The organism is Microbacterium sp. SORGH_AS_0505, assembly GCF_030818715.1.
In the GTDB taxonomy this organism is placed as follows: Bacteria; Actinomycetota; Actinomycetes; order Actinomycetales; family Microbacteriaceae; genus Microbacterium.
On the sequence record NZ_JAUTAT010000001.1, the window covers coordinates 748,637 to 765,733 of the forward strand.

Genomic DNA, 17,097 nt, shown 5'->3' on the forward strand with positions numbered 1-17,097 from the left:
GATCAGTCCAGCGACAGCGCGTCGAGCTCGATCTTGCGGCCCTCGCGGCTGGAGCGCAGGCCCGCCTCGGCCAGCTGCACACCGCGCGCACCGGCGAGGAGGTCGAACTCGTAGTCGGTGCCCAGGGCGTACGAGACGAGGAACTCCTCCCACTGCTGGCGGAAGCCGTTCATGAACACGTCGTTGACGGGGACGTTCTGCCAGTCGGCGTCGTAGTCGTGGGTGTCTTCGAGGTCGGGGTTCCACACCGGCTTGGGCGTCGCGTTCCGCGGCTGGATCTTGGCGCCGAACAGACCGACCACGGCAGAGCCGTGCGTGCCGTCGACGTGGAACTCGACGAGCTCGTCGCGGTTCACGCGGACGGTCCACGACGAGTTGATCTGAGCGACGACGCCGCCCTCGAGCTCGAAGACGCCGTACGCGGCGTCCTCGGCGGTCGCGGTGTAGTGCTCGCCCTTCTCGTCCCAGCGGTCGGCGATGTGGACGGACGCCTGCGCGTAGACCGTGTTGACACCGCCGAAGAGGTTCTCGAGCACGTAGTTCCAGTGCGGGAACATGTCGACGATGATGCCGCCGCCGTCTTCGGCGCGGTAGTTCCACGAGGGACGCTGCGCCGGCTGCCAGTCGCCCTCGAAGACCCAGTAGCCGAACTCGCCGCGGACCGACAGGATGCGGCCGAAGAAGCCCGAGTCGATCAGGCGCTTGAGCTGCTGCAGACCCGGAAGGTAAAGCTTGTCGTGGACGACACCGGTCTTGACGCCGGCCTCGGCGGCGAGCTTCGCGAGTTCGAGTGCCTCTTCGAGCGACTCCGCCGTCGGCTTCTCGGTGTAGATGGTCTTGCCTGCGGCGATCGCCTTGCGGAGCGCCGTGGCGCGAGCCTTCGTCACGAGGAAGTCGGCGTAGATCTCCCAGCGGGGATCTGCCAGAGCGGCATCCAGGTCGGTCGTGTAGTCCTCGATGCCGTGCTTCGCGGCGAGCTCGGCGAGCTTGGCCTCGCTGCGGCCGACCAGGAGCGGCTTGACCGTGACCTTCGAGCCGTCGGGCAGCTCGATGCCACCCTGGTCGCGGATCGCGAGGATGGAGCGCACGAGGTGCTGGCGGTAGCCCATGCGGCCCGAGACGCCGTTCATGATGATGCCGATCTCGCGGACGGCGGGGGCGGCGGAAGCGGCAGCCGGGGCGGGTGCGGTGATGGTCGTCTCTGACACGGTGTGGTCCTCGTCTGTTGTTCGCGTGCAGTGCCTGGCGCCGTCGTCGGACGACGGCGAGGTCGATGGGTAAGCGCTTTCCCCCAGTGTGACACCGGCGGTCGGTTTGCGCAAGAACCGAGACTCAGCGCCGCCGGGCGGGGACTGCGACGACGGCGAGAACCGCGCAGCCTAGGGCTGCCGGCAGCAGGGGCGGGAGCATCCACGTCAGGATGACGACGAGCGCAGCCGCCGCGATGTAGAACACGAGTCCTCGCAGGTCGCTCCGGACGATCGCCGGAACGCTGCGCACGGCCGCCCGCCAGCCGGCTCGCGGATCCCACGCACCCGCCGCAATCAGCAGCCCTACGGCGAGCACGGCGAGGCCTGCCCAGCCGACGGCTTCGATGACGACGCCGCCGGGCAGGAACCCGGATCGTGCGAGGTCGATGTCGATGACCAGCACGACGGCGACCACAGCGGCGATGAGCCCGACGACGCTGCCGCCGGCGATCCCGGCACGCACATCGCGCCAGAACAGACCGAGCCGGGAATCGTCCGCTGCGATGTAGCGACCGAGATGACGGATGCCGGCCGCCAGGGCGATCGGCAGGGTCACGACCAGCGCGCCCACCAGCACGACGAGGAGCCCCACGAGGAGGACCTCACCGAAGAGCGCGAACTTCGCGGCGGCGCCGGGGAACCGGGACGGCGGGCGCTCGTCGAGGACGGGACCGCTGCCGGAGCGGTCGGCGCGCACCGCGGCACGCGCCGCGCGCCGATCCGCTCGCGTCCCGGCCATCGTCAGCCCTTGAGGCCCTGCGTCGCGACGCCGTCCACGAGGAAGCGCTGGAACACGAGGAAGAAGAGCAGCACGGGCACGAGAGCGAGGAACGACGCCGTGACCGTCGCGCCGAAGTCGCTCGTCGACGACTGGTCGTTGTAGAGGCGCAGCGCGATCGGGAGCGGGTAGTTCTCCGGGCTCGTCAGGTACAGCAGCGGCCCGAGGAAGTCGTTCCACGACCAGATGAAGGCGAAGATCGCGCAGGTGATCAGCGCGGGCTTCACGAGAGGCAGGATGATCGCCCAGAAGATCCGGACGTGTCCGGCGCCGTCGATGCGGGCCGCCTCGTCCATGTCGCGCGGCATCTGCCGCATGAACTGCACGAGGAGGAAGACGAAGAACGCCTCGGTCGCGAGGAACTTCGGCAGGACGAGCGGCCAGAAGGTGTCGACCAGGCCCAGATTGTTGAACAGGATGTACTGCGGGATGATCACGACGTGGAACGGCAGCAGCAGCGTGCCGATCATCGCGGCGAACAGGATCCCGAGGCCCTTGAACTGGATGCGGGCGAACGCGTAGGCGGCCAGCGCGCTGGAGAACACGGTGCCGACGACGGCCAGGACCGCGAGGATCAGCGAGTTGCCGAAGAACTGCCACAGCGGGACGCCGGCGATGCCGTCGAAGACCTTCAGATAGTTGTCGAAGGTCGGCTGCTGCGGGATCAGCCCGGGGTTCTGACCGAACTCGGAGTTCGGCTTCAGCGTCGAGATGCCCAGCCACACGAGCGGGTACAGGACGAGGGCGGTCAGCGCGATCAGGACGACGAGCCAGATGACCGTCTGCCAGGTCTTGCGCTTCACGCGACGACGGCGCTGCGGCGGAGCGGCGATCGTCTGCTGCGCGGCGAAGACGGGGGTGGATGCCGCGCCCGAGGTCGTGGCGACGTTGGAGGTGCTCATCGGTTGTCTCCGGCGTAGTGCACCCAGGAGCGCTGGGTGCGGAAGAGGATGAAGGCGATGATCGCGACGACCACCAGCAGGACCCAGGCGATGGCTGCGGCGTAGCCCATCTGGCCGTCGCTGAAGCCTCGCTTGTAGAGGTAGATCGTGATGAAGTTCGTCATGCCGGCGGGGCCGCCGGAGCCGTTCGAGATGATGTACGCCGAGGCGAACACCTGGAACGCGCCGATGAGACCCAGCAGCAGGTTGAAGAAGATGACCGGCGACAGCATCGGGAGGGTGACCGCGCGGAAGCGGTACCAGGGTCCGGCGCCGTCCATCTCGGCCGCTTCGTAGAGCTCCTTCGGCACCTGCTTGAGTCCGGCGAGGAAGATGACCATCGTCGCGCCGAACTGCCAGATCGACAGGATGATCATGGCGGGCAGGACGAGGCTCGGGTTTCCGATCCACCCGCCGAGGTCGATGCCGATGGCCGACAGGGACGAGTCGACGGGGCCTTCGGAGCCGAACATCGCGCGCCAGACGATCGCGACCGACACCGACCCGCCGATGAGCGAGGGTGCGTAGAACGCCGAGCGGAAGAAGCCGGCGCCCTTGTCGCGGTAGTTGAGCAGCATCGCCACGAGAAGCGCCGCGATCAGGGTGATCGGCGTTCCGACGAAGACGTAGACGAGGGTGATCTGCGCCGACTGGATGAACTGGGGATCGTTCGTGAACAGGCGGACGTAGTTGTCGAGCCCGATCCAGCGGGGCGGGGTGAAGATGTTGTACCGGGTGAACGAGAGGTACAGCGAGTACCCCATCGGGATGATCGTCAGGCCGAAGAAGCCGACGAGCCATGGGATGAGGAATCCGTAGCCGGCGAGCGTCTCCTTGCGAGCGCGCGAGCGCTGGGTGGGACGGCTCAGGTTCTCGGGCCGGCGCTTGTTCGCGAGTGCGCGACGCCGCTTCTCGCCGGTGACGATGACTCTCGTCGCGGTGGTGCTCACGGGCTGCTCCAGATGTCGGGGGGACGGTGCGGGGTCCGGATGCCGCGGCATCCGGACCCCGCGATCGGTCACGAGTTGAGGGCGACGTCCATCTCGGTGAAGAACTGCGAGACGGCCTCGTCGACGGTCATGGTCCCGAAGTTCAGTTCCACGCCGAGCTGACGGAACTTCTCCTCGAGAGTGCCATAGCCGACGATCGGGACGGGAGGTGCGTCGCCGAGACGGTCGGCGATGGACTCCTCGTATGCCTTGACCTGCTCGCTGAGCGGGTCGAGGTCGGCGGCGGCCAGGGCTGTCTCCGACGCGGGCAGACCGCGGTTGGTGCCGAAGATCTCACCCGACTCGGGCGAGTTGACGAGGAAGTTCACCAGCGTCGCCGCGGCCTCGGGGTGGTCGGTGTTCGCCGCGATCGAGTGCAGCATGGAGGGCTTCAGGTAGAGGTCCTTCGCGCCTTCCTCGGTCACCGGCGGGGCGACGAGACCGAGCTCGGTGTAGTCCGCGCCGAGGTTGCCGAGGTAGCCGGCACCGAAGTTGTCCCACGTGAGCTCGCTGGCGGTGATGGCCGTGTCGAACGGCCCGAGCGGCAACGCCTCTTCTACGGTCTGCTGCGGCGCGCCGATGCCGTCACGGATCGACTGCCCCTCCTCCCAGAACGCCTTCAACCGCGCCTCGTCGAAGCCGGGCTCGCCGTCCTCGGTGAAGAGGTTGCCGCCCTCGGCGCGCAGCTGGAGTTCGAAGTTCTGGATGCGACCCGTGTAGTCGCTTCCGCCCCAGTACTCGCCGCCGCTGGCGTCGGTGATGTCCTTCATCCAGGCGGTGTAGTCGTCCCAGGAGCCGCCGGGGAACTCGTCCGCGCCGGCCTTCTCGAGGAGGACCGGGTTGGTGAACAGGCCCCAGGCGTTGGTCGAGGTCGCGATGCCGTAGGTGGTGTCGTTGACGACGCCGATGTCGAGGATGTTCTGCGGGAGCGGGTCGGTCTCGATGATGCCGCCGAGGTACGGGTCGAGGTCGAGCAGGAGCCCGTTCTCGGAGTACTGGCGCAGGTACGAGTAGTCGAACTGCATGACGTCGGGCAGGTTCTTGCCCGCCGCCTCGGTCTGCCGCTTCTCCCAGAACTCGGGGAACGCGAGGAAGCTCGTGCTCACCGTGATGTTCGGGTACTTCTCGTTGAACGCCTGGATCGCCTTGTTGTAGAGGTCGGCGCGGACGTCGTTACCCCAGAAGGCGAGGTCGAGCGAGACCTTCTCGTCGGGGTCGTACGTGCCGGCGGGCTCCGGCGAACCGGCGCAGCCGGCAAGGGCGATGACCGACCCCGTCGCGAGTGCGACGGCGGCAAGTGCGCGTTTGCTGAACATCTTTGTCCTCTCTCGAACGTCCGTGTTGCGAGTGCTGGTGGACGTCTTGGTCCGTGATTGCGGCTTCCTTCGGTGCCGTGGGCCGGGCCCACAGGAAAGCGCTTGCCACGAGAGTAGCGACAATTGAAACGTTTTTCAAGAGGTGCCTGTGACCGGTCCCAAGGGCAGTCTAACCGCCGGTGCCGCGTCGATCATGGCCGACATCGAGGGCAGGAGCCGACGTTGTCAGCGGACGACGAGCTCGGTATCCCGCACGACCAGCTCGACACGCAGGACCGCGCAGCGGCGGTCATCGGGCACTCCCGGGTGCGTGAAGAAGTAGAACCAGACGCGGTCCCCGTCGCGCACCGGCGCCCCGTGGTGGCCGAACCCCGGGCTCGGCACCGTGCCCGCGCCGAGGATGACGGCATCCGCTCCGCCCTGGCGGCGCCACGAGACGGCGTCGTCGGAGCGGTACACGCCCATGCCCCGCCACTCGTCGACGATCATCCACCAGAAGCCACCGAGCTCGAACACCGTCGGACCTTCGTGCGGCCGCCCGCCGATCGCGGTTCCCTCGGATTTCCAGGCGGTCAGATCGTCCGAGACTGCGGCCTTCGTGACCGAGTCGGCAGCCTCGTCCTTGTACCAGAGACGCCAGCGCCCGTCGGGCGTGCGCGCGACGCCCGCGTCGATCACGCGGTCGCTGTCGAGGGTGAGCGGACCGATGCGATGCCACGCCGACAGATCCGTCGAGCGGTACTCGACGATGTGGCGCGCGTGCCCCGGCCACCGATCCGGAACACCGTCGATCTCGGTCAGATACATACGCCAGAGATGCCCGTCGAACACGACCTCGGGCGCCCAGTGCGTGCGGTCCGTGCTCGCGGGCGGGCCGGCGGCATCCAGTCTCAGCCCGTCGGCGGTCGGCTCGAGGGTTCCGGCGTACGACCAGCGGATGCCGTCGGCCGAGCGCGCGACGCCGATGCGGCTGCCGTGCACCCAGGCGACGCCCGGACCCGGGTCGGGGTGGGTCGCGCGTCGCTGGGTGTAGAACATCCACCAGTCGCCGGTGCCGGCGATCACGACGAGGGGATCGGTGGCGCCGTCGTACACCGGGTCGCGGTAGACCTCGATCATGCGAGACCCGCCTGCGTGAGGTGGAGCTGCGCGTAGCGGCCGCCCCGGTCGAGCAGCTCGTCGTGCGAGCCGCTCTCAACGATCTCGCCCCGCTCGAGGACGACGATGACGTCGGCCTGCCGGACGGTCGAGAGCCGGTGGGCGACGACGAGGGTCGTGCGCCCGATCATGAGACGGCTGAGGGCCTCTTTCACGAGCTCCTCCGATTCGGGGTCGAGGGCGCTGGTCGCCTCGTCGAGCAAGAGGATCCTCGGGTCGCGGATGAGGGCACGGGCGATCGCGAGGCGCTGCCGCTGGCCGCCGGACAGGCGAGCGCCGCGTTCGCCGACGACGGTGTCCCACCCCTGCGGCTGATCCTGCACGAACCCCCACGCGTTCGCATCGCGCAGGGCTCGTTCGATGCGGGCGTCGTCGACGTCGCCGAGACCGTAGGCGATGTTCTCGCGGATGGTCCCCTCGAAGAGAACTGATTCCTGCGGCACCACCGACACGAACCGGCGGACGGTGCGCAGATCGAGGTCCTGCATGTCGCGTCCGTCGAGGAGGATGCGCCCGCTCGTGGGGCGGAGGAACCCGAGGATCAGGTTGAGCATCGTCGACTTGCCGGACCCCGACGATCCGACGAACGCGACGGTCGCACCCGCGGGAATGCGCAGATCGATCTCGTGGAGCGCGTCCTCGGCGGCGCCGGCGTACCGATGCGACGCGTGCGCGAGGGTCAGGTCGCCCGTGACAGCGTCGACGCGACGCTTGCCCGCGTTCTGCTCGAGGTCGGGGTCCTGCAGCACCTCGGCGATCGAGCGCACCGATTCGAGTCCGCGGGCGCCGACCGGGATGAGCATGAGCAGCTGCGTGAGCCCTTGGGTCAGCAGCGTGAAGTACGTCGACAGCAGCACCACTTCACCGGGGGTGATGGGCAGGATGCCGGTGAGAGAGAAGGTCGCGGCGAGGACGAGGCATCCCACCCCGAGCAACTGCATGGCGACCCACGACACCGATGCGACGTGACCGTTGAGCATGTCGAGGTGGAGTCCGGCGCGCCGGACGCCGTCGGCGCCGGTCGCGACGCGCGTGACGGCGGTCTGCTCGAGCCCGTGGGCGCGGGTGACGGGGATGAGCGACGCCATCTCGCCGACGCGGGCAGACAGCGTCTCGACCTCGCGACGGAACGACGCGTTACGTGCGTGCGAGCGGCGGCGCATCGCGTAGCGGATGCCGATGGCGATCGGCACGGCGAGCGCGTAAACCGGCAGGAACGCGGGGACGGCGATCGCCGTCATCGAGATGGCGCCGATCATGACCATCGTCGCGGACAAAAGCGGATGCGTGACCTGCTGCAGCATGAGCTCGACGTTCTCGACGTCGCGGACGACCTTGGTCTGCACGATCGACGAGCTGATGCGCGTGTGATAGCCGATCGACAGGCTCTGCAACCGCTCGGCGAGGGCGTTGCGGAGGTCCGCGCCGGTATCGCGGACGACCGTCATGAAGCTGCGCGTATAGAGGATGTGGTTCGGGTAGTTCTGCAGCAGGAGGACCGCTGCCACGACGAACCACCACATCACCTGCGACACGTCACCGCGACCGGCGACGACGTCGATGACCGCAGCGGTGATGACCGGCAGGAACCACAGCGGGATCTCTTTCGCCGCGAACGCGAGAACGGCGACGGTCATCCGCCCCGGCCGCCGGGCGAGCAGACGCAGCACCGATCGGGCGGGCCGGTCGCCGTCGATGAGGCCGTCCAGGCTGGAAAGCGTTTTCCGCGTCATGGTTCCATCGTAGGTCCGGGGGCTGCCGTGCCGGAAGCCCCCGCCGGGGCCGTCTCGCGCGTCCCGGGGACGCAGGATGCCGCCGAGCCCCGGCATCCGCGACACGTCGAGTCCCCGAAAGCCCGTTGCCGCCCGCCGGCGACCGACGTACCGTGAAGCATGACAGTCGTGGCACTGCGGCGATTCGCGCCGCTGATCATCGGCGCGATCGGGTTCGCGATCCTCGTCGTGGCGACGGTTCTCCGCGCGGAGGCGTGGGTGCTGATCGCGGTCCTCGCCGGGACTCTCGCGCTTGCGGCGCTCGCCGCTGCCCGCCGGCCGGCGCGAGGCCCGGTCACGCCGGAACTGTCGGCGTCCGACGCGTACTCGGACGCCTACCTCGGCAGGACGCCCCCCACGCATCCGACGATCGAGACCCGGCCGCAGGGCCAGTACGGTCCGGGGCTGCCGAACGACCCCCTGCACCTGCCGGAGTCTGGCGACCACCGCTGACGCGTTCCTGAGACGCGGGATGCCACCGAGCCCCGGCATCCGCGATACATCCAGTCCCTGGAAGCCCGTCCGCTGGCGCCGGAACGCGCGGGTCTATCGTGGAACCGCCCGCACGCCCTCGACCCCGGGACCCGATGACCACGCCAGCACCCGAGCACGAGCCGCGCCCCGTGCACCTCGCCTGGTCGTCGATTCTGCTCGTGCTCGTCGGCGGGACGGCGGGGACCGCCGCCCGCGAGGCCCTGTCGCTGGCGATCCCGCCGGTGGGCGGCGTCCCTGTCGCCATCTTCCTCATCAACATCGTCGGCGCTCTCTTCCTCGGCGCGCTGCTCGAGGCTCTTTCCCGGCGTGGGCCGGATGCCGGCCGGCGCAGATCGCTGCGGCTGCTGCTCGGCACCGGGTTCGCGGGCGGGTTCACGACGTACAGCGCCCTCGCCGTCGACACCGGCGTGCTGCTGACGGGCGGCGACGCATTCGTCGGCGTCCTGTACGCGCTCGCCACGGTGGCGGTCGGAGCACTGGCGACGGTCACAGGGATCGCCCTCGCCGCCGCGCGGCACGGGAAGCCTGCCCGATGACGCCCCTTCTCTTCATAGCGCTCTCGCTCGCGGGAGGCGTCGGCGCCGTCCTTCGCCTCGTCCTCGACGGTGCGATCAAGGCCCGCACCCGTACGGCATTCCCGCTCGGCACGCTGCTCATCAACGCGTCTGGCTCGCTCGTCCTGGGGGTCATCACGCAGCTCGCGCTCGGCGGCATCCTGGACGACACGTGGCGGCTCGTGATCGGCACGGGCCTCTGCGGCGGGTTCACGACGTTCAGCACCGCGAGCTTCGAGACGGTCCGTCTCGTGCAGCAGCGCCGGCACGTCCTGGCCTCGGTGAACGCGGTCGGGATGCTGGTGGCCGCCGTCGGCGCGGGGCTCCTCGGCATCCTGCTCGGCCACCTCCTCGTCGGATGACTTCCGGAAGGGCGCACGGGAAAGCGCTTGCTGGCATACTCGAGGGAGCCGACGAAGGAGTCCCCGTGACCGTCCCCCGACGAACCCGCATCGTCCTCGCCGGAGCCCAGGGCTTCGGCACCGTTCATCTCGAGAACCTGCGCCGCCTCGGCGACCGCGTCGAGCTGGTGGCCGTCGCCGATCCCGCCCCGGTCCCTCCCGAGAACCTTCCGGCGGGCACGCAGGCGTTCGCCTCGCTCGCCGACGCGCTCGACGCCGTCGACGACATCGACGTCGTCATCGTCGCGACGCCGCTGCACACGCACGCCGCCCTCGCAGGGCTCGTCGTCTCGCGCGGCATCGACCTCTACCTCGAGAAGCCGCCCGTGCTCTCGTCGGCCGACTTCGCCGTGTTGGCGGATGCCGCGGCGGCCTCGGGCGCGCGCGTCCAGGTCGGGTTCCAGAGCCTCGGATCGCTCGCCATCCCCGCCCTCATCGCCGACGAATTCGGACTCGGCCCCATCCAGGCGATCGGGGCCGTCGGCCTCTGGTGCCGCGACCTCGCCTACTGGTCGCGCAGCCGCTGGGCGGGCCACCGCACCCTCGACGGGTTCCCCGTCCTCGATGGTGTGGTCGCGAACCCGCTCGCTCACGCCACCGCCACGGCTCTCGCCGTCGCGCAGTCCACATCGGCGTCGGACGTGAACCAGGTCACCGCCGACCTGTACCGGGCCAACGCGATCGAAGGCGACGACACGAGCGTCATCCGCCTGTCGACCGGCCGTGGCATCCGGGTCACCTCCGCGCTGACCCTCTGCGCCGAGCAGGAAGAAGATCCCTACGTCCTCATCCGCGGCACCCGCGGGTCGGCGAGGTTCTTCTACACCGAGGACGTCGTCGAGACCGAGGACCGCCGCGTCGAGTTCGGCCGCATCGATCTCGTCGAGAACCTGCTCGATCACCGCGATCACGGCACCCCCCTCCTCGCGCCACTGCACGAGACGGGGGCGTTCGTCCGGGTGATGGATGCCGTCGCCGACACCGAACCGGTCGCGATCGGCGCCGCGCACGTGACGTGGAATGGGGAGGGCCGCTCGCCGCGTGCCGTCATCACGGATGTGAAGGATGCCGTGGAACGAGCCGTTGACGCCGAAGCGACCTTCGCGGAGCTGCACCTGCCGTGGGCGGCGAAGACCGAGGCCGCCGTGCTGGCCGACCTGGCGGCGCCGGGCGAGCCGCGGCATCCGGCCGCCGTCCTCGTCGACGGCGCCGACGTGACCCGCTCGTCGAGTCCGCGCCCCTACCTCCACCCGGTGAGCACGCCCGGCGGCGTCGTCGTTTCCGACACGCACCCGGCCGACCACGACTGGCACCTCGGCATCAGCGTCACGCTGCAGGACGTCTCGGGCGTGAACTTCTGGGGCGGCCGCACCCACACCCCCGGGCGCGATTACGTCTGGCGTGACGATCACGGACGCATCGTCGCGACACGCGTCGAGGGGGCGGCATCCGCTCTCGAAGCCGAGTTCTCGTGGATCGGGCGCGACGGCGCGCAGATGCTGACCGAGCAGCGGCGGATGACGGTCGCCGAGGCCGGGCCAGGGGCGACCACCATCGACCTGAGGTTCTCGCTCGCCACGCGTGCCGGGACGCTGCACCTCGGTGGGCCGGGCAGCAACGGCCGGGTCGGCGGCGGCTACGGGGGACTCGCCTGGCGGTTGCCCGCCGCGACCGATGTCGACGTGCGGACCGCCACGGCGCGCGGCGAAGACGCCGTGCACGGCACGACCGCGCCGTGGCTCGCCTGGTCGGCGGAGTTCCCGACGGGCACGGCGACCGTCGCGATGGCGCCTCTCGACGAGGGCTCGGCCGCGGACCCGTGGTTCGTCCGGGTCGCGGGATACCCGGGCATCGGCGCCGCCCTCGCCTGGGATCGTGAGGTCACCCTGGCGCCCGGCGTCCCCGTCTCCCGTTCGTACCGCCTGCTCGTCGCCGACGGCCGCCTGTCGGACGACGAGGTCGTCGCCGCGCTGCGTGTCGGCTGACGGACGTGATCTACCACCTGGCAGGGGACTCGACCGTCGCGCCCATGAAGGCGGGCGAGGAGCCGATGGCCGGCTGGGGCGAATGCCTCGCCGAGGTCACCGATGCACCCGTCCATAACCACGCGTTCGGCGGGGCGACGACCGAGTCGTTCCTCGAAACCGGGACGTGGGACGCGCTGCTGACCGATGTGGTCGCCGGTGACACCGTCGTGATCCAGTTCGGCCACAACGACCAGAAGCAGCCCGAACTGCTCGCCTCCCGCGGCGGGTACACCGATCGGTTGCGGCGGATGGTGGCGGACGTGCGCGAGCGCGGCGCGCGACCCGTGCTCTGCACGTCGTGCGAGCGGCGATGGTTCGACGGCGACCGCGTGACGCCGACGCACGGCGATTATCCGAACGCGGTCCGTGACCTCGCCGCAAGCGAGGGCGTCGACCTCATCGACCTCACGGCGTTCACGACCTGGCTCTACGAGGACCTCGGGGACGAGGCATCCGCTCGTCTGCTGTCGCACTACGCACCGGGCGAGGCGGCGGCCTGGCCGGAAGGTCTCGTCGACGACACGCACTTCCGCGTCGAGGGCGCGCGCCGGATCGCACGCTTCGTGGCGAAGAGCCTGCGGGCGATCGAGCGGCCCGACGGGGATCAGCCCTCGAAAGGGTCGACCTTCACGGCGTGACCGCGATGTCGTACGGTGAGGGCATCAGCCACGTCACGGAGGACCCCTGATGCGACTCATCGTCGGCACCGCGCTCATCCTCGCTGGCCTCGCGCTCGTCGTGCTCGCGCAGGTGAACCTCTCCGCCCAGATGGACCGTGTCGATCGGGAAGGGACCGCGGGCAGTCTCTTCGCCCTGGACGTGTTCTGGCTCGGCCTCGCCGGCGTCGTCTCGGTTGTCGTCGGTGTCGGAGCGCTCATGGCGCGCCGGCGCGAAGCTGTCTCGGCGGCCTGACGCGAGGCCGGAGCCCGCTGACGTCGGGCGGCGTCAGAACGGCGCGGGGTCTCCGGGGTGTGTTGCGGCAGGGGTGAACGCGACGGCCGGGGTGGGTGCGTCTTCTCTGTAGGTCCTGCCGAGGGGTGAGGTCCATTCGAGGACACCACCCGACAGTTGTCGAACGCGCCAGGCGGTGAATTGCTTCATCGAGTGATGTCTCTGGCAGAGGTGGGCGAGGTTAGAGAGTTCGGTTCGTCCGCCGAGGGCGTGGTCGTGGGTGTGGTCGACCTCACAACGGATCGCAGCGACGCGGCATCCGGGGAACCTGCAGTGTTGATCGCGGGCTTGCAGGAACCGACGCATCCCCGACGGAACGCGGTACGAGTCCGTGGAGATGGTGACCCCGGTCGTCGGGTCGTGGAACAGGCGTTCCCAGATATGCGTCGACCCAGCGAGGAGACGGGCGGTAGCGGGGTCGATCGGAGAGCGGCCGGCCAGGTCGCACGGCCCATCATCTGCATCGGTGAGCGTCGCAGCCGGCACGAGAATCTGCACGCGAGCGCGGATAGCGCCGAGCGGTCCGGCGGTCGTGTCACGCGTGTCGTCTAACGCCGGGGTCCCTGCGAGCAGCAGGTCGGCGAACACGTCTGCTCGGACCTGGTCCGTCGAGCGCGCGTCGGTCGCAACGACATCGGAGTCAGCTGATCGCTCGTCCCGCGTGTCGATGATCGCGCGTGCCTGCTGAGTGAGCCGGTCGTGAATCCCCTCCGCGATCACGGTGGGCAGGGTCGCGATCAGGTCGCTCATCCCATCCCTCCCCGGCACCAGTCGCACGCACCGGCCCGCGGCGGCCTCTTCGTGCCGTTCGGCGAACGATCGTGGGTGCATGCGATGGGCGAGGATCTCGAGCTCACCCCGCACCCGGTTCGGCGTCTCGCCGTCGCAACGTTCGATCGCGATCGCTTCGAACGCCGCCCACAGCTCTCCAGGCAGGGTCAGCCCGGCGTTCACGATCGCCTTCACATGCCCTTGGACGATCCGTCCGCCCTCCCACGCCGCCACCGCGGCGGGGAACCCTTCGATGGTCACGCGAGCCTCGCCGATACGGCGTTGCACCGTCCGGTCGGTCATCCGCATCGCCCCGGCGACCTCCGCCGAGATGGATCGCAGGGCCATGTCGTGAAGCAGGACATTCGCGTCTTTCCGAGCACCCTGCTGATCCGCCAACTGCCCGGCAGCGGCCAGCATGCGAAGCTCCGCGATCTGCCCCGCAGCGATCTGGCGGCCTATGTCTTCAGCGTCCGCGACAATCCCCGCGATGGCGGCGAGATACGCCTCGCCACCGGGGGTTTCCATCGCTTCCGCCATACCTGCACTCTGCCACCAACCTCCGACACTCACCCCGGCAGAACCGGCCGAAAACGGCCTCTATTCACACCCCCACGATGAGAATTCATTCATTCGGCACCCACCCGCGTCACCGCACGGCGCGCGGCTTCTTGATCGGGACCGCGATGCGGTGAACCCGCTCGGCCCCGTCGGGAGCGTCGTGCAGGTCGCGGGCGACATGGACGGTCGCATGCGGCGCACCGGCGAGCACGGCCGGCACGCCTCGCAACGGCAGGTTCTCCGCCACATGCAGCTCTCGCAGCGCGGCCGAGCCGCCGAAGGCGGAGATGTCGATCGACCCCCGCGACGTGTCGAGGGTGGAGTTGTACACCTGCACCGACGCGAGTCGGGGACACCGTGCGAGGTCGTCGAGATCGCTCCACCGCACGCTGTGCGTCATGAACGTGCCGAGCCGGTGGGGCGGACGCGACCACACGATGCGCGCCGTCTGCGACCTGCCCCGGAGCTTGAGGAACTCGAGCCGATCACTGCCGTCGCCGATGCGGACCACGTCCTCCCGCACTCGACCGATATGCAGCGTGACGACGTCCGACAGGTCCACCCACCCGTCGGACACGAAGGATGCCGCTTCGCAATCGATCCGCCGCAGCCACCCGACGTCCTCGCTCCGAACCGGTGACGCCCCGGGTGTCCAGACGCACAGCTCGTCGACGCTGCTCCCCCGCATCGACGCGATGTCGGGCGTCCTCACCCGGTCGTGCAGGAACACGGTCCGAAGCGTCGGGATGTCCGCGACCCACCGCATGTCGGCACCGGGGGCGTCGAAGGATGCCGTGTCGAGGCGGAGCGTCGTCACCCCGGCATCCCGCGCCTCATCCACCTCGGCGACGCCGGGCACCCCGCCCACGATGCGCGCACCCGTGCGGGAGTGCAGGATCAACGCCATCGACGCCTCCGATCGTCCGAGCCACCATCCTGCGGCATGCGCGCCTCAGTCGAACGCGCGCGCCAGCGGCCGCTTCACTCCGGCGAACTCCACCGTCGGCCACGCCGGGTCGACCGTCAGCACCTCGACACCGGATTCCGTGACGAGCACGGTGTCCTCGACCTTCGCGCCCGGGGCGCTCGGATTCCAGGCGAACGCGTGCGGCGACGCGACGGCATCCGTCGTCAGGGTCGTCGCACGGGGGTCGCGCCCGGCGTACCCGGTCGGCCCGCCCTGGTGGTGCTTCGTCCACTCGTCCGCGTCGAAACCGGATGCCGCGTAGCCGGCGGTCCCGGCCGCGAAGACGTCGTCCAACCGGGCACCCGGCCGGGTGGCGGCGAAGAACGCCGCCTCGACCTCGAGGATGCGGTCATCGTCGGCCCCCGGCTCGCCGACCCACCGGGTCGCGTTGGCGATGAGGCCGTGCCGCCGCCCGCACACCACCAGCATCGCCCTGCGACCGAGCGGCCCCTCGGTGGGGAGCGGATGCCGGTAGGGCAAGCGCTCCTCGCCCGCGACCAGGATCACGAGCGGGTCGATGCCCCGCGAGACCAGACCTTCGGCGAGCGCCGCCGCGACTGATCGTTCGGATGTCGACGCGCTGAGCCCGCGGGCGACCGCCGTCAGGACCGCCGCCGTCTCGCGCCCGAGCGCGCGGTAGCGATCCGCCTCGGCGGGCAGCAGCGACGCACGCGCCGCGCGCAACGCGGGAGCGACCTCGACTTCAGCGAGACCGGCACCCGCCGCCTCGAGAACCGACTGATGCCACGGCACACGCACGACGCGGCCGGCATCCTCGGGCAGCAGCTCCTCGGCGATCAACCGATCGGCCTCGTTCGCACTCACGAAGACGGTGTCTCCGTCATCGTCGACGCGAACGGCCAACACGGGAGGCCCGGCGAGGGAGACGTGCGTGCGTGCGCCTTCGAGGTACCAAGCGACGGCTTCGTGGGAGGACAGCACGAGCGGGCGACCCCCGGCATCCCGCCGCACACCTGCCATCTGCTCACGTTTCGCGGCTCGGTCAACAGCAGATGCGGACACCGTCGTCTCCTGTCATAAAACGTTTCCTCGCATAGTATGACCTCACCGACCGCGCGCGATGCGCGCGCCGGAATGGTGCGAAGGGCAGCCGATGGCAGGAGCCAAGCCGACGACGATCACCGACGTCGCCACGCACGCCGGGGTCTCGCTGGCCACGGTCTCGCGGGTCATGAACGGGAACGCGACGGTCGACCCGGCTCTCGCCGAGCGAGTCCGCGCCTCTGCCGCCGAGCTCGGTTACTCCGCCAACCCGCTCGCCCGCAGCCTCGTCCTCGGCAAGACGCAGACGATCTCCGTCGTCGTCCCCGACCTCTCGAACCCCACGTTCCAGGGGATGCTCCGAGGCCTCAGTCGCGCAGCCGTCGCCGACGGCTATCACGTGCTCGTCGCCGACTCGGACGAGCACGAAGATCAGGAGCGCCTGCTCGCCCTGGAGTCCCGCCGCCGGTCCGACGGCCTGGTGCTCTGCGCTCCGCGCATGTCGGATGCCGCTCTCGCCGAGGTCCTCGCCGAGGTGGCACCCGTCGTGCTCGTGAACCGCGCGGGCGACGCCCCCAGCGTCGCAGCCGACTACCGCACCCCGCTCCGCCGGGTGATCGACCACCTGTACGGCCTCGGCCACCGCCGCATCGCCTACCTCGCCGGCGCCAAGCGCAGTGCCTCGAATGCGCAGCGCCTGGCCGCCCTCGACGACGCCCGGGCGACGCTCGACGGCTGCGAGATCGTCGAGATCCCCGCCGGCGTCGACTTCGCGGCGGGTGCCGGTTCGCTCGACGCCGTGATCGACTCGGGCGCGACCGCCGTCCTGGCCTTCAACGACCTGTCGGCGATGGGCCTGCTCAGCGCGGCGACCGAGCGCGGCCTGTCGGTGCCGGGCGACCTGTCGATCGCGGGCTTCGACGACATTCCGTTCGCGCGCTACACCTCCCCCGCCCTGACGACGGCCGCCGTCCCGACGGGTGAACTCGGCGCCCTCGCCTGGCGAGCCCTGCACGCGCTGCTGCGGGGCGAGTCGGCCGAGGCGACACACACCGTCGTGCCCGAGGTCATCCTCCGCGGAACGACGGGCGCCCCCGCGCGCTGATCCCTCGGTCGTCCTCCTCGCGGTCTCGGTGACAGCCGTGCTACCGTCGAGAAAACGTT

At 69.9% G+C, this 17,097-nt stretch carries 17 protein-coding genes; 7 read left to right on the forward strand and 10 right to left on the reverse strand.

Going from position 1 to position 17,097, the window contains the following annotated elements:
* Positions 1 to 2: 2 nt before the first annotated feature.
* The 7 genes from QE428_RS03690 to QE428_RS03720 all read right to left on the reverse strand — a co-directional run bounded on the left by QE428_RS03690 (position 3) and on the right by QE428_RS03720 (position 8,165).
* Positions 3 to 1,130, reverse strand: coding sequence for a Gfo/Idh/MocA family protein (locus QE428_RS03690; RefSeq protein ID WP_307470617.1), 1,128 nt, complete (start codon positions 1,128 to 1,130; stop codon positions 3 to 5).
* A gap of 202 nt (positions 1,131 to 1,332) precedes the next feature.
* Positions 1,333 to 1,989, reverse strand: coding sequence for a hypothetical protein (locus QE428_RS03695; protein WP_091357155.1), 657 nt, complete (start codon positions 1,987 to 1,989; stop codon positions 1,333 to 1,335).
* A 2-nt stretch (positions 1,990 to 1,991) separates the two neighbouring features.
* A complete protein-coding gene (locus QE428_RS03700) occupies positions 1,992 to 2,930 on the reverse strand; it encodes a carbohydrate ABC transporter permease (protein WP_091357157.1) in 939 nt (312 codons plus the stop codon).
* Complete coding sequence (locus QE428_RS03705; protein ID WP_091357159.1) at positions 2,927 to 3,919, reverse strand: carbohydrate ABC transporter permease; 993 nt, start codon at positions 3,917 to 3,919, stop codon at positions 2,927 to 2,929. The genes QE428_RS03700 and QE428_RS03705 overlap by 4 nt, the downstream gene beginning before the upstream one ends.
* A 68-nt stretch (positions 3,920 to 3,987) precedes the next feature.
* On the reverse strand, positions 3,988 to 5,274 hold the full coding sequence (locus QE428_RS03710) for an ABC transporter substrate-binding protein (RefSeq protein WP_307463173.1): 1,287 nt from the start codon (positions 5,272 to 5,274) through the stop codon (positions 3,988 to 3,990).
* Between the two features lie 225 nt (positions 5,275 to 5,499).
* Positions 5,500 to 6,393, reverse strand: coding sequence for a hypothetical protein (locus QE428_RS03715; RefSeq protein ID WP_307463175.1), 894 nt, complete (start codon positions 6,391 to 6,393; stop codon positions 5,500 to 5,502).
* A complete protein-coding gene (locus QE428_RS03720; RefSeq protein WP_307463176.1) occupies positions 6,390 to 8,165 on the reverse strand; it encodes an ABC transporter ATP-binding protein in 1,776 nt (591 codons plus the stop codon). The genes QE428_RS03715 and QE428_RS03720 overlap by 4 nt, the downstream gene beginning before the upstream one ends.
* Positions 8,166 to 8,324: 159 nt before the next feature.
* Between QE428_RS03720 and QE428_RS03725 the strand changes: the two genes are divergently transcribed.
* From QE428_RS03725 to QE428_RS03750, 6 genes are all read left to right on the forward strand, one after another.
* Positions 8,325 to 8,657 (forward strand): hypothetical protein, encoded by a 333-nt coding sequence (locus tag QE428_RS03725; protein ID WP_307463179.1) that lies wholly within the window; start codon positions 8,325 to 8,327, stop codon positions 8,655 to 8,657.
* Positions 8,658 to 8,791: 134 nt separating this feature from the next.
* The gene (locus QE428_RS03730; protein WP_205803050.1) at positions 8,792 to 9,235 is read left to right on the forward strand and encodes a CrcB family protein; all 444 of its coding nucleotides are present in this window, start codon (positions 8,792 to 8,794) and stop codon (positions 9,233 to 9,235) included.
* On the forward strand, positions 9,232 to 9,615 hold the full coding sequence (gene crcB / locus QE428_RS03735; protein WP_307463182.1) for a fluoride efflux transporter CrcB: 384 nt from the start codon (positions 9,232 to 9,234) through the stop codon (positions 9,613 to 9,615). The genes QE428_RS03730 and crcB overlap by 4 nt, the downstream gene beginning before the upstream one ends.
* Positions 9,616 to 9,680: 65 nt before the next feature.
* Complete coding sequence (locus tag QE428_RS03740) at positions 9,681 to 11,639, forward strand: DUF6807 family protein (RefSeq protein ID WP_307463185.1); 1,959 nt, start codon at positions 9,681 to 9,683, stop codon at positions 11,637 to 11,639.
* Between the two features lie 5 nt (positions 11,640 to 11,644).
* Positions 11,645 to 12,319: a rhamnogalacturonan acetylesterase gene (locus QE428_RS03745; RefSeq protein ID WP_307463188.1), complete on the forward strand. Its 675-nt coding sequence runs from the start codon at positions 11,645 to 11,647 to the stop codon at positions 12,317 to 12,319.
* Positions 12,320 to 12,368: 49 nt separating this feature from the next.
* Positions 12,369 to 12,593: a hypothetical protein gene (locus tag QE428_RS03750; RefSeq protein WP_091357176.1), complete on the forward strand. Its 225-nt coding sequence runs from the start codon at positions 12,369 to 12,371 to the stop codon at positions 12,591 to 12,593.
* A 33-nt stretch (positions 12,594 to 12,626) separates the two neighbouring features.
* Here QE428_RS03750 and QE428_RS03755 read toward each other — a convergent pair whose 3' ends face one another.
* The 3 genes from QE428_RS03755 to QE428_RS03765 all read right to left on the reverse strand — a co-directional run bounded on the left by QE428_RS03755 (position 12,627) and on the right by QE428_RS03765 (position 15,873).
* Positions 12,627 to 13,943: an HNH endonuclease signature motif containing protein gene (locus QE428_RS03755; RefSeq protein WP_307463191.1), complete on the reverse strand. Its 1,317-nt coding sequence runs from the start codon at positions 13,941 to 13,943 to the stop codon at positions 12,627 to 12,629.
* Positions 13,944 to 14,052: 109 nt separating this feature from the next.
* A complete protein-coding gene (locus QE428_RS03760) occupies positions 14,053 to 14,871 on the reverse strand; it encodes a hypothetical protein (protein ID WP_307463194.1) in 819 nt (272 codons plus the stop codon).
* 45 nt (positions 14,872 to 14,916) lie between these two features.
* Positions 14,917 to 15,873 (reverse strand): Xaa-Pro peptidase family protein, encoded by a 957-nt coding sequence (locus tag QE428_RS03765; protein WP_307470618.1) that lies wholly within the window; start codon positions 15,871 to 15,873, stop codon positions 14,917 to 14,919.
* Positions 15,874 to 16,045: 172 nt separating this feature from the next.
* Here QE428_RS03765 and QE428_RS03770 point away from each other — a divergent pair, with 172 nt between their 5' ends.
* The gene (locus QE428_RS03770; RefSeq protein ID WP_307463196.1) at positions 16,046 to 17,038 is read left to right on the forward strand and encodes a LacI family DNA-binding transcriptional regulator; all 993 of its coding nucleotides are present in this window, start codon (positions 16,046 to 16,048) and stop codon (positions 17,036 to 17,038) included.
* The last annotated feature ends 59 nt before the right edge of the window (positions 17,039 to 17,097 follow it).

Coding starts and splice junctions, on each gene's coding strand:
- QE428_RS03690 (WP_307470617.1), bottom strand. CDS start 1,130: ATGAACGGCGTCTCGGGCCGCATGGGCTACCGCCAGCACCTCGTGCGC.
- QE428_RS03695 (WP_091357155.1), bottom strand. CDS start 1,989: ATGGCCGGGACGCGAGCGGATCGGCGCGCGGCGCGTGCCGCGGTGCGC.
- QE428_RS03700 (WP_091357157.1), bottom strand. CDS start 2,930: ATGAGCACCTCCAACGTCGCCACGACCTCGGGCGCGGCATCCACCCCC.
- QE428_RS03710 (WP_307463173.1), bottom strand. CDS start 5,274: ATGTTCAGCAAACGCGCACTTGCCGCCGTCGCACTCGCGACGGGGTCG.
- QE428_RS03715 (WP_307463175.1), bottom strand. CDS start 6,393: ATGATCGAGGTCTACCGCGACCCGGTGTACGACGGCGCCACCGATCCC.
- QE428_RS03720 (WP_307463176.1), bottom strand. CDS start 8,165: ATGACGCGGAAAACGCTTTCCAGCCTGGACGGCCTCATCGACGGCGAC.
- QE428_RS03725 (WP_307463179.1), top strand. CDS start 8,325: ATGACAGTCGTGGCACTGCGGCGATTCGCGCCGCTGATCATCGGCGCG.
- QE428_RS03730 (WP_205803050.1), top strand. CDS start 8,792: ATGACCACGCCAGCACCCGAGCACGAGCCGCGCCCCGTGCACCTCGCC.
- crcB (WP_307463182.1), top strand. CDS start 9,232: ATGACGCCCCTTCTCTTCATAGCGCTCTCGCTCGCGGGAGGCGTCGGC.
- QE428_RS03750 (WP_091357176.1), top strand. CDS start 12,369: ATGCGACTCATCGTCGGCACCGCGCTCATCCTCGCTGGCCTCGCGCTC.
- QE428_RS03755 (WP_307463191.1), bottom strand. CDS start 13,943: ATGGCGGAAGCGATGGAAACCCCCGGTGGCGAGGCGTATCTCGCCGCC.
- QE428_RS03760 (WP_307463194.1), bottom strand. CDS start 14,871: ATGGCGTTGATCCTGCACTCCCGCACGGGTGCGCGCATCGTGGGCGGG.
- QE428_RS03770 (WP_307463196.1), top strand. CDS start 16,046: ATGGCAGGAGCCAAGCCGACGACGATCACCGACGTCGCCACGCACGCC.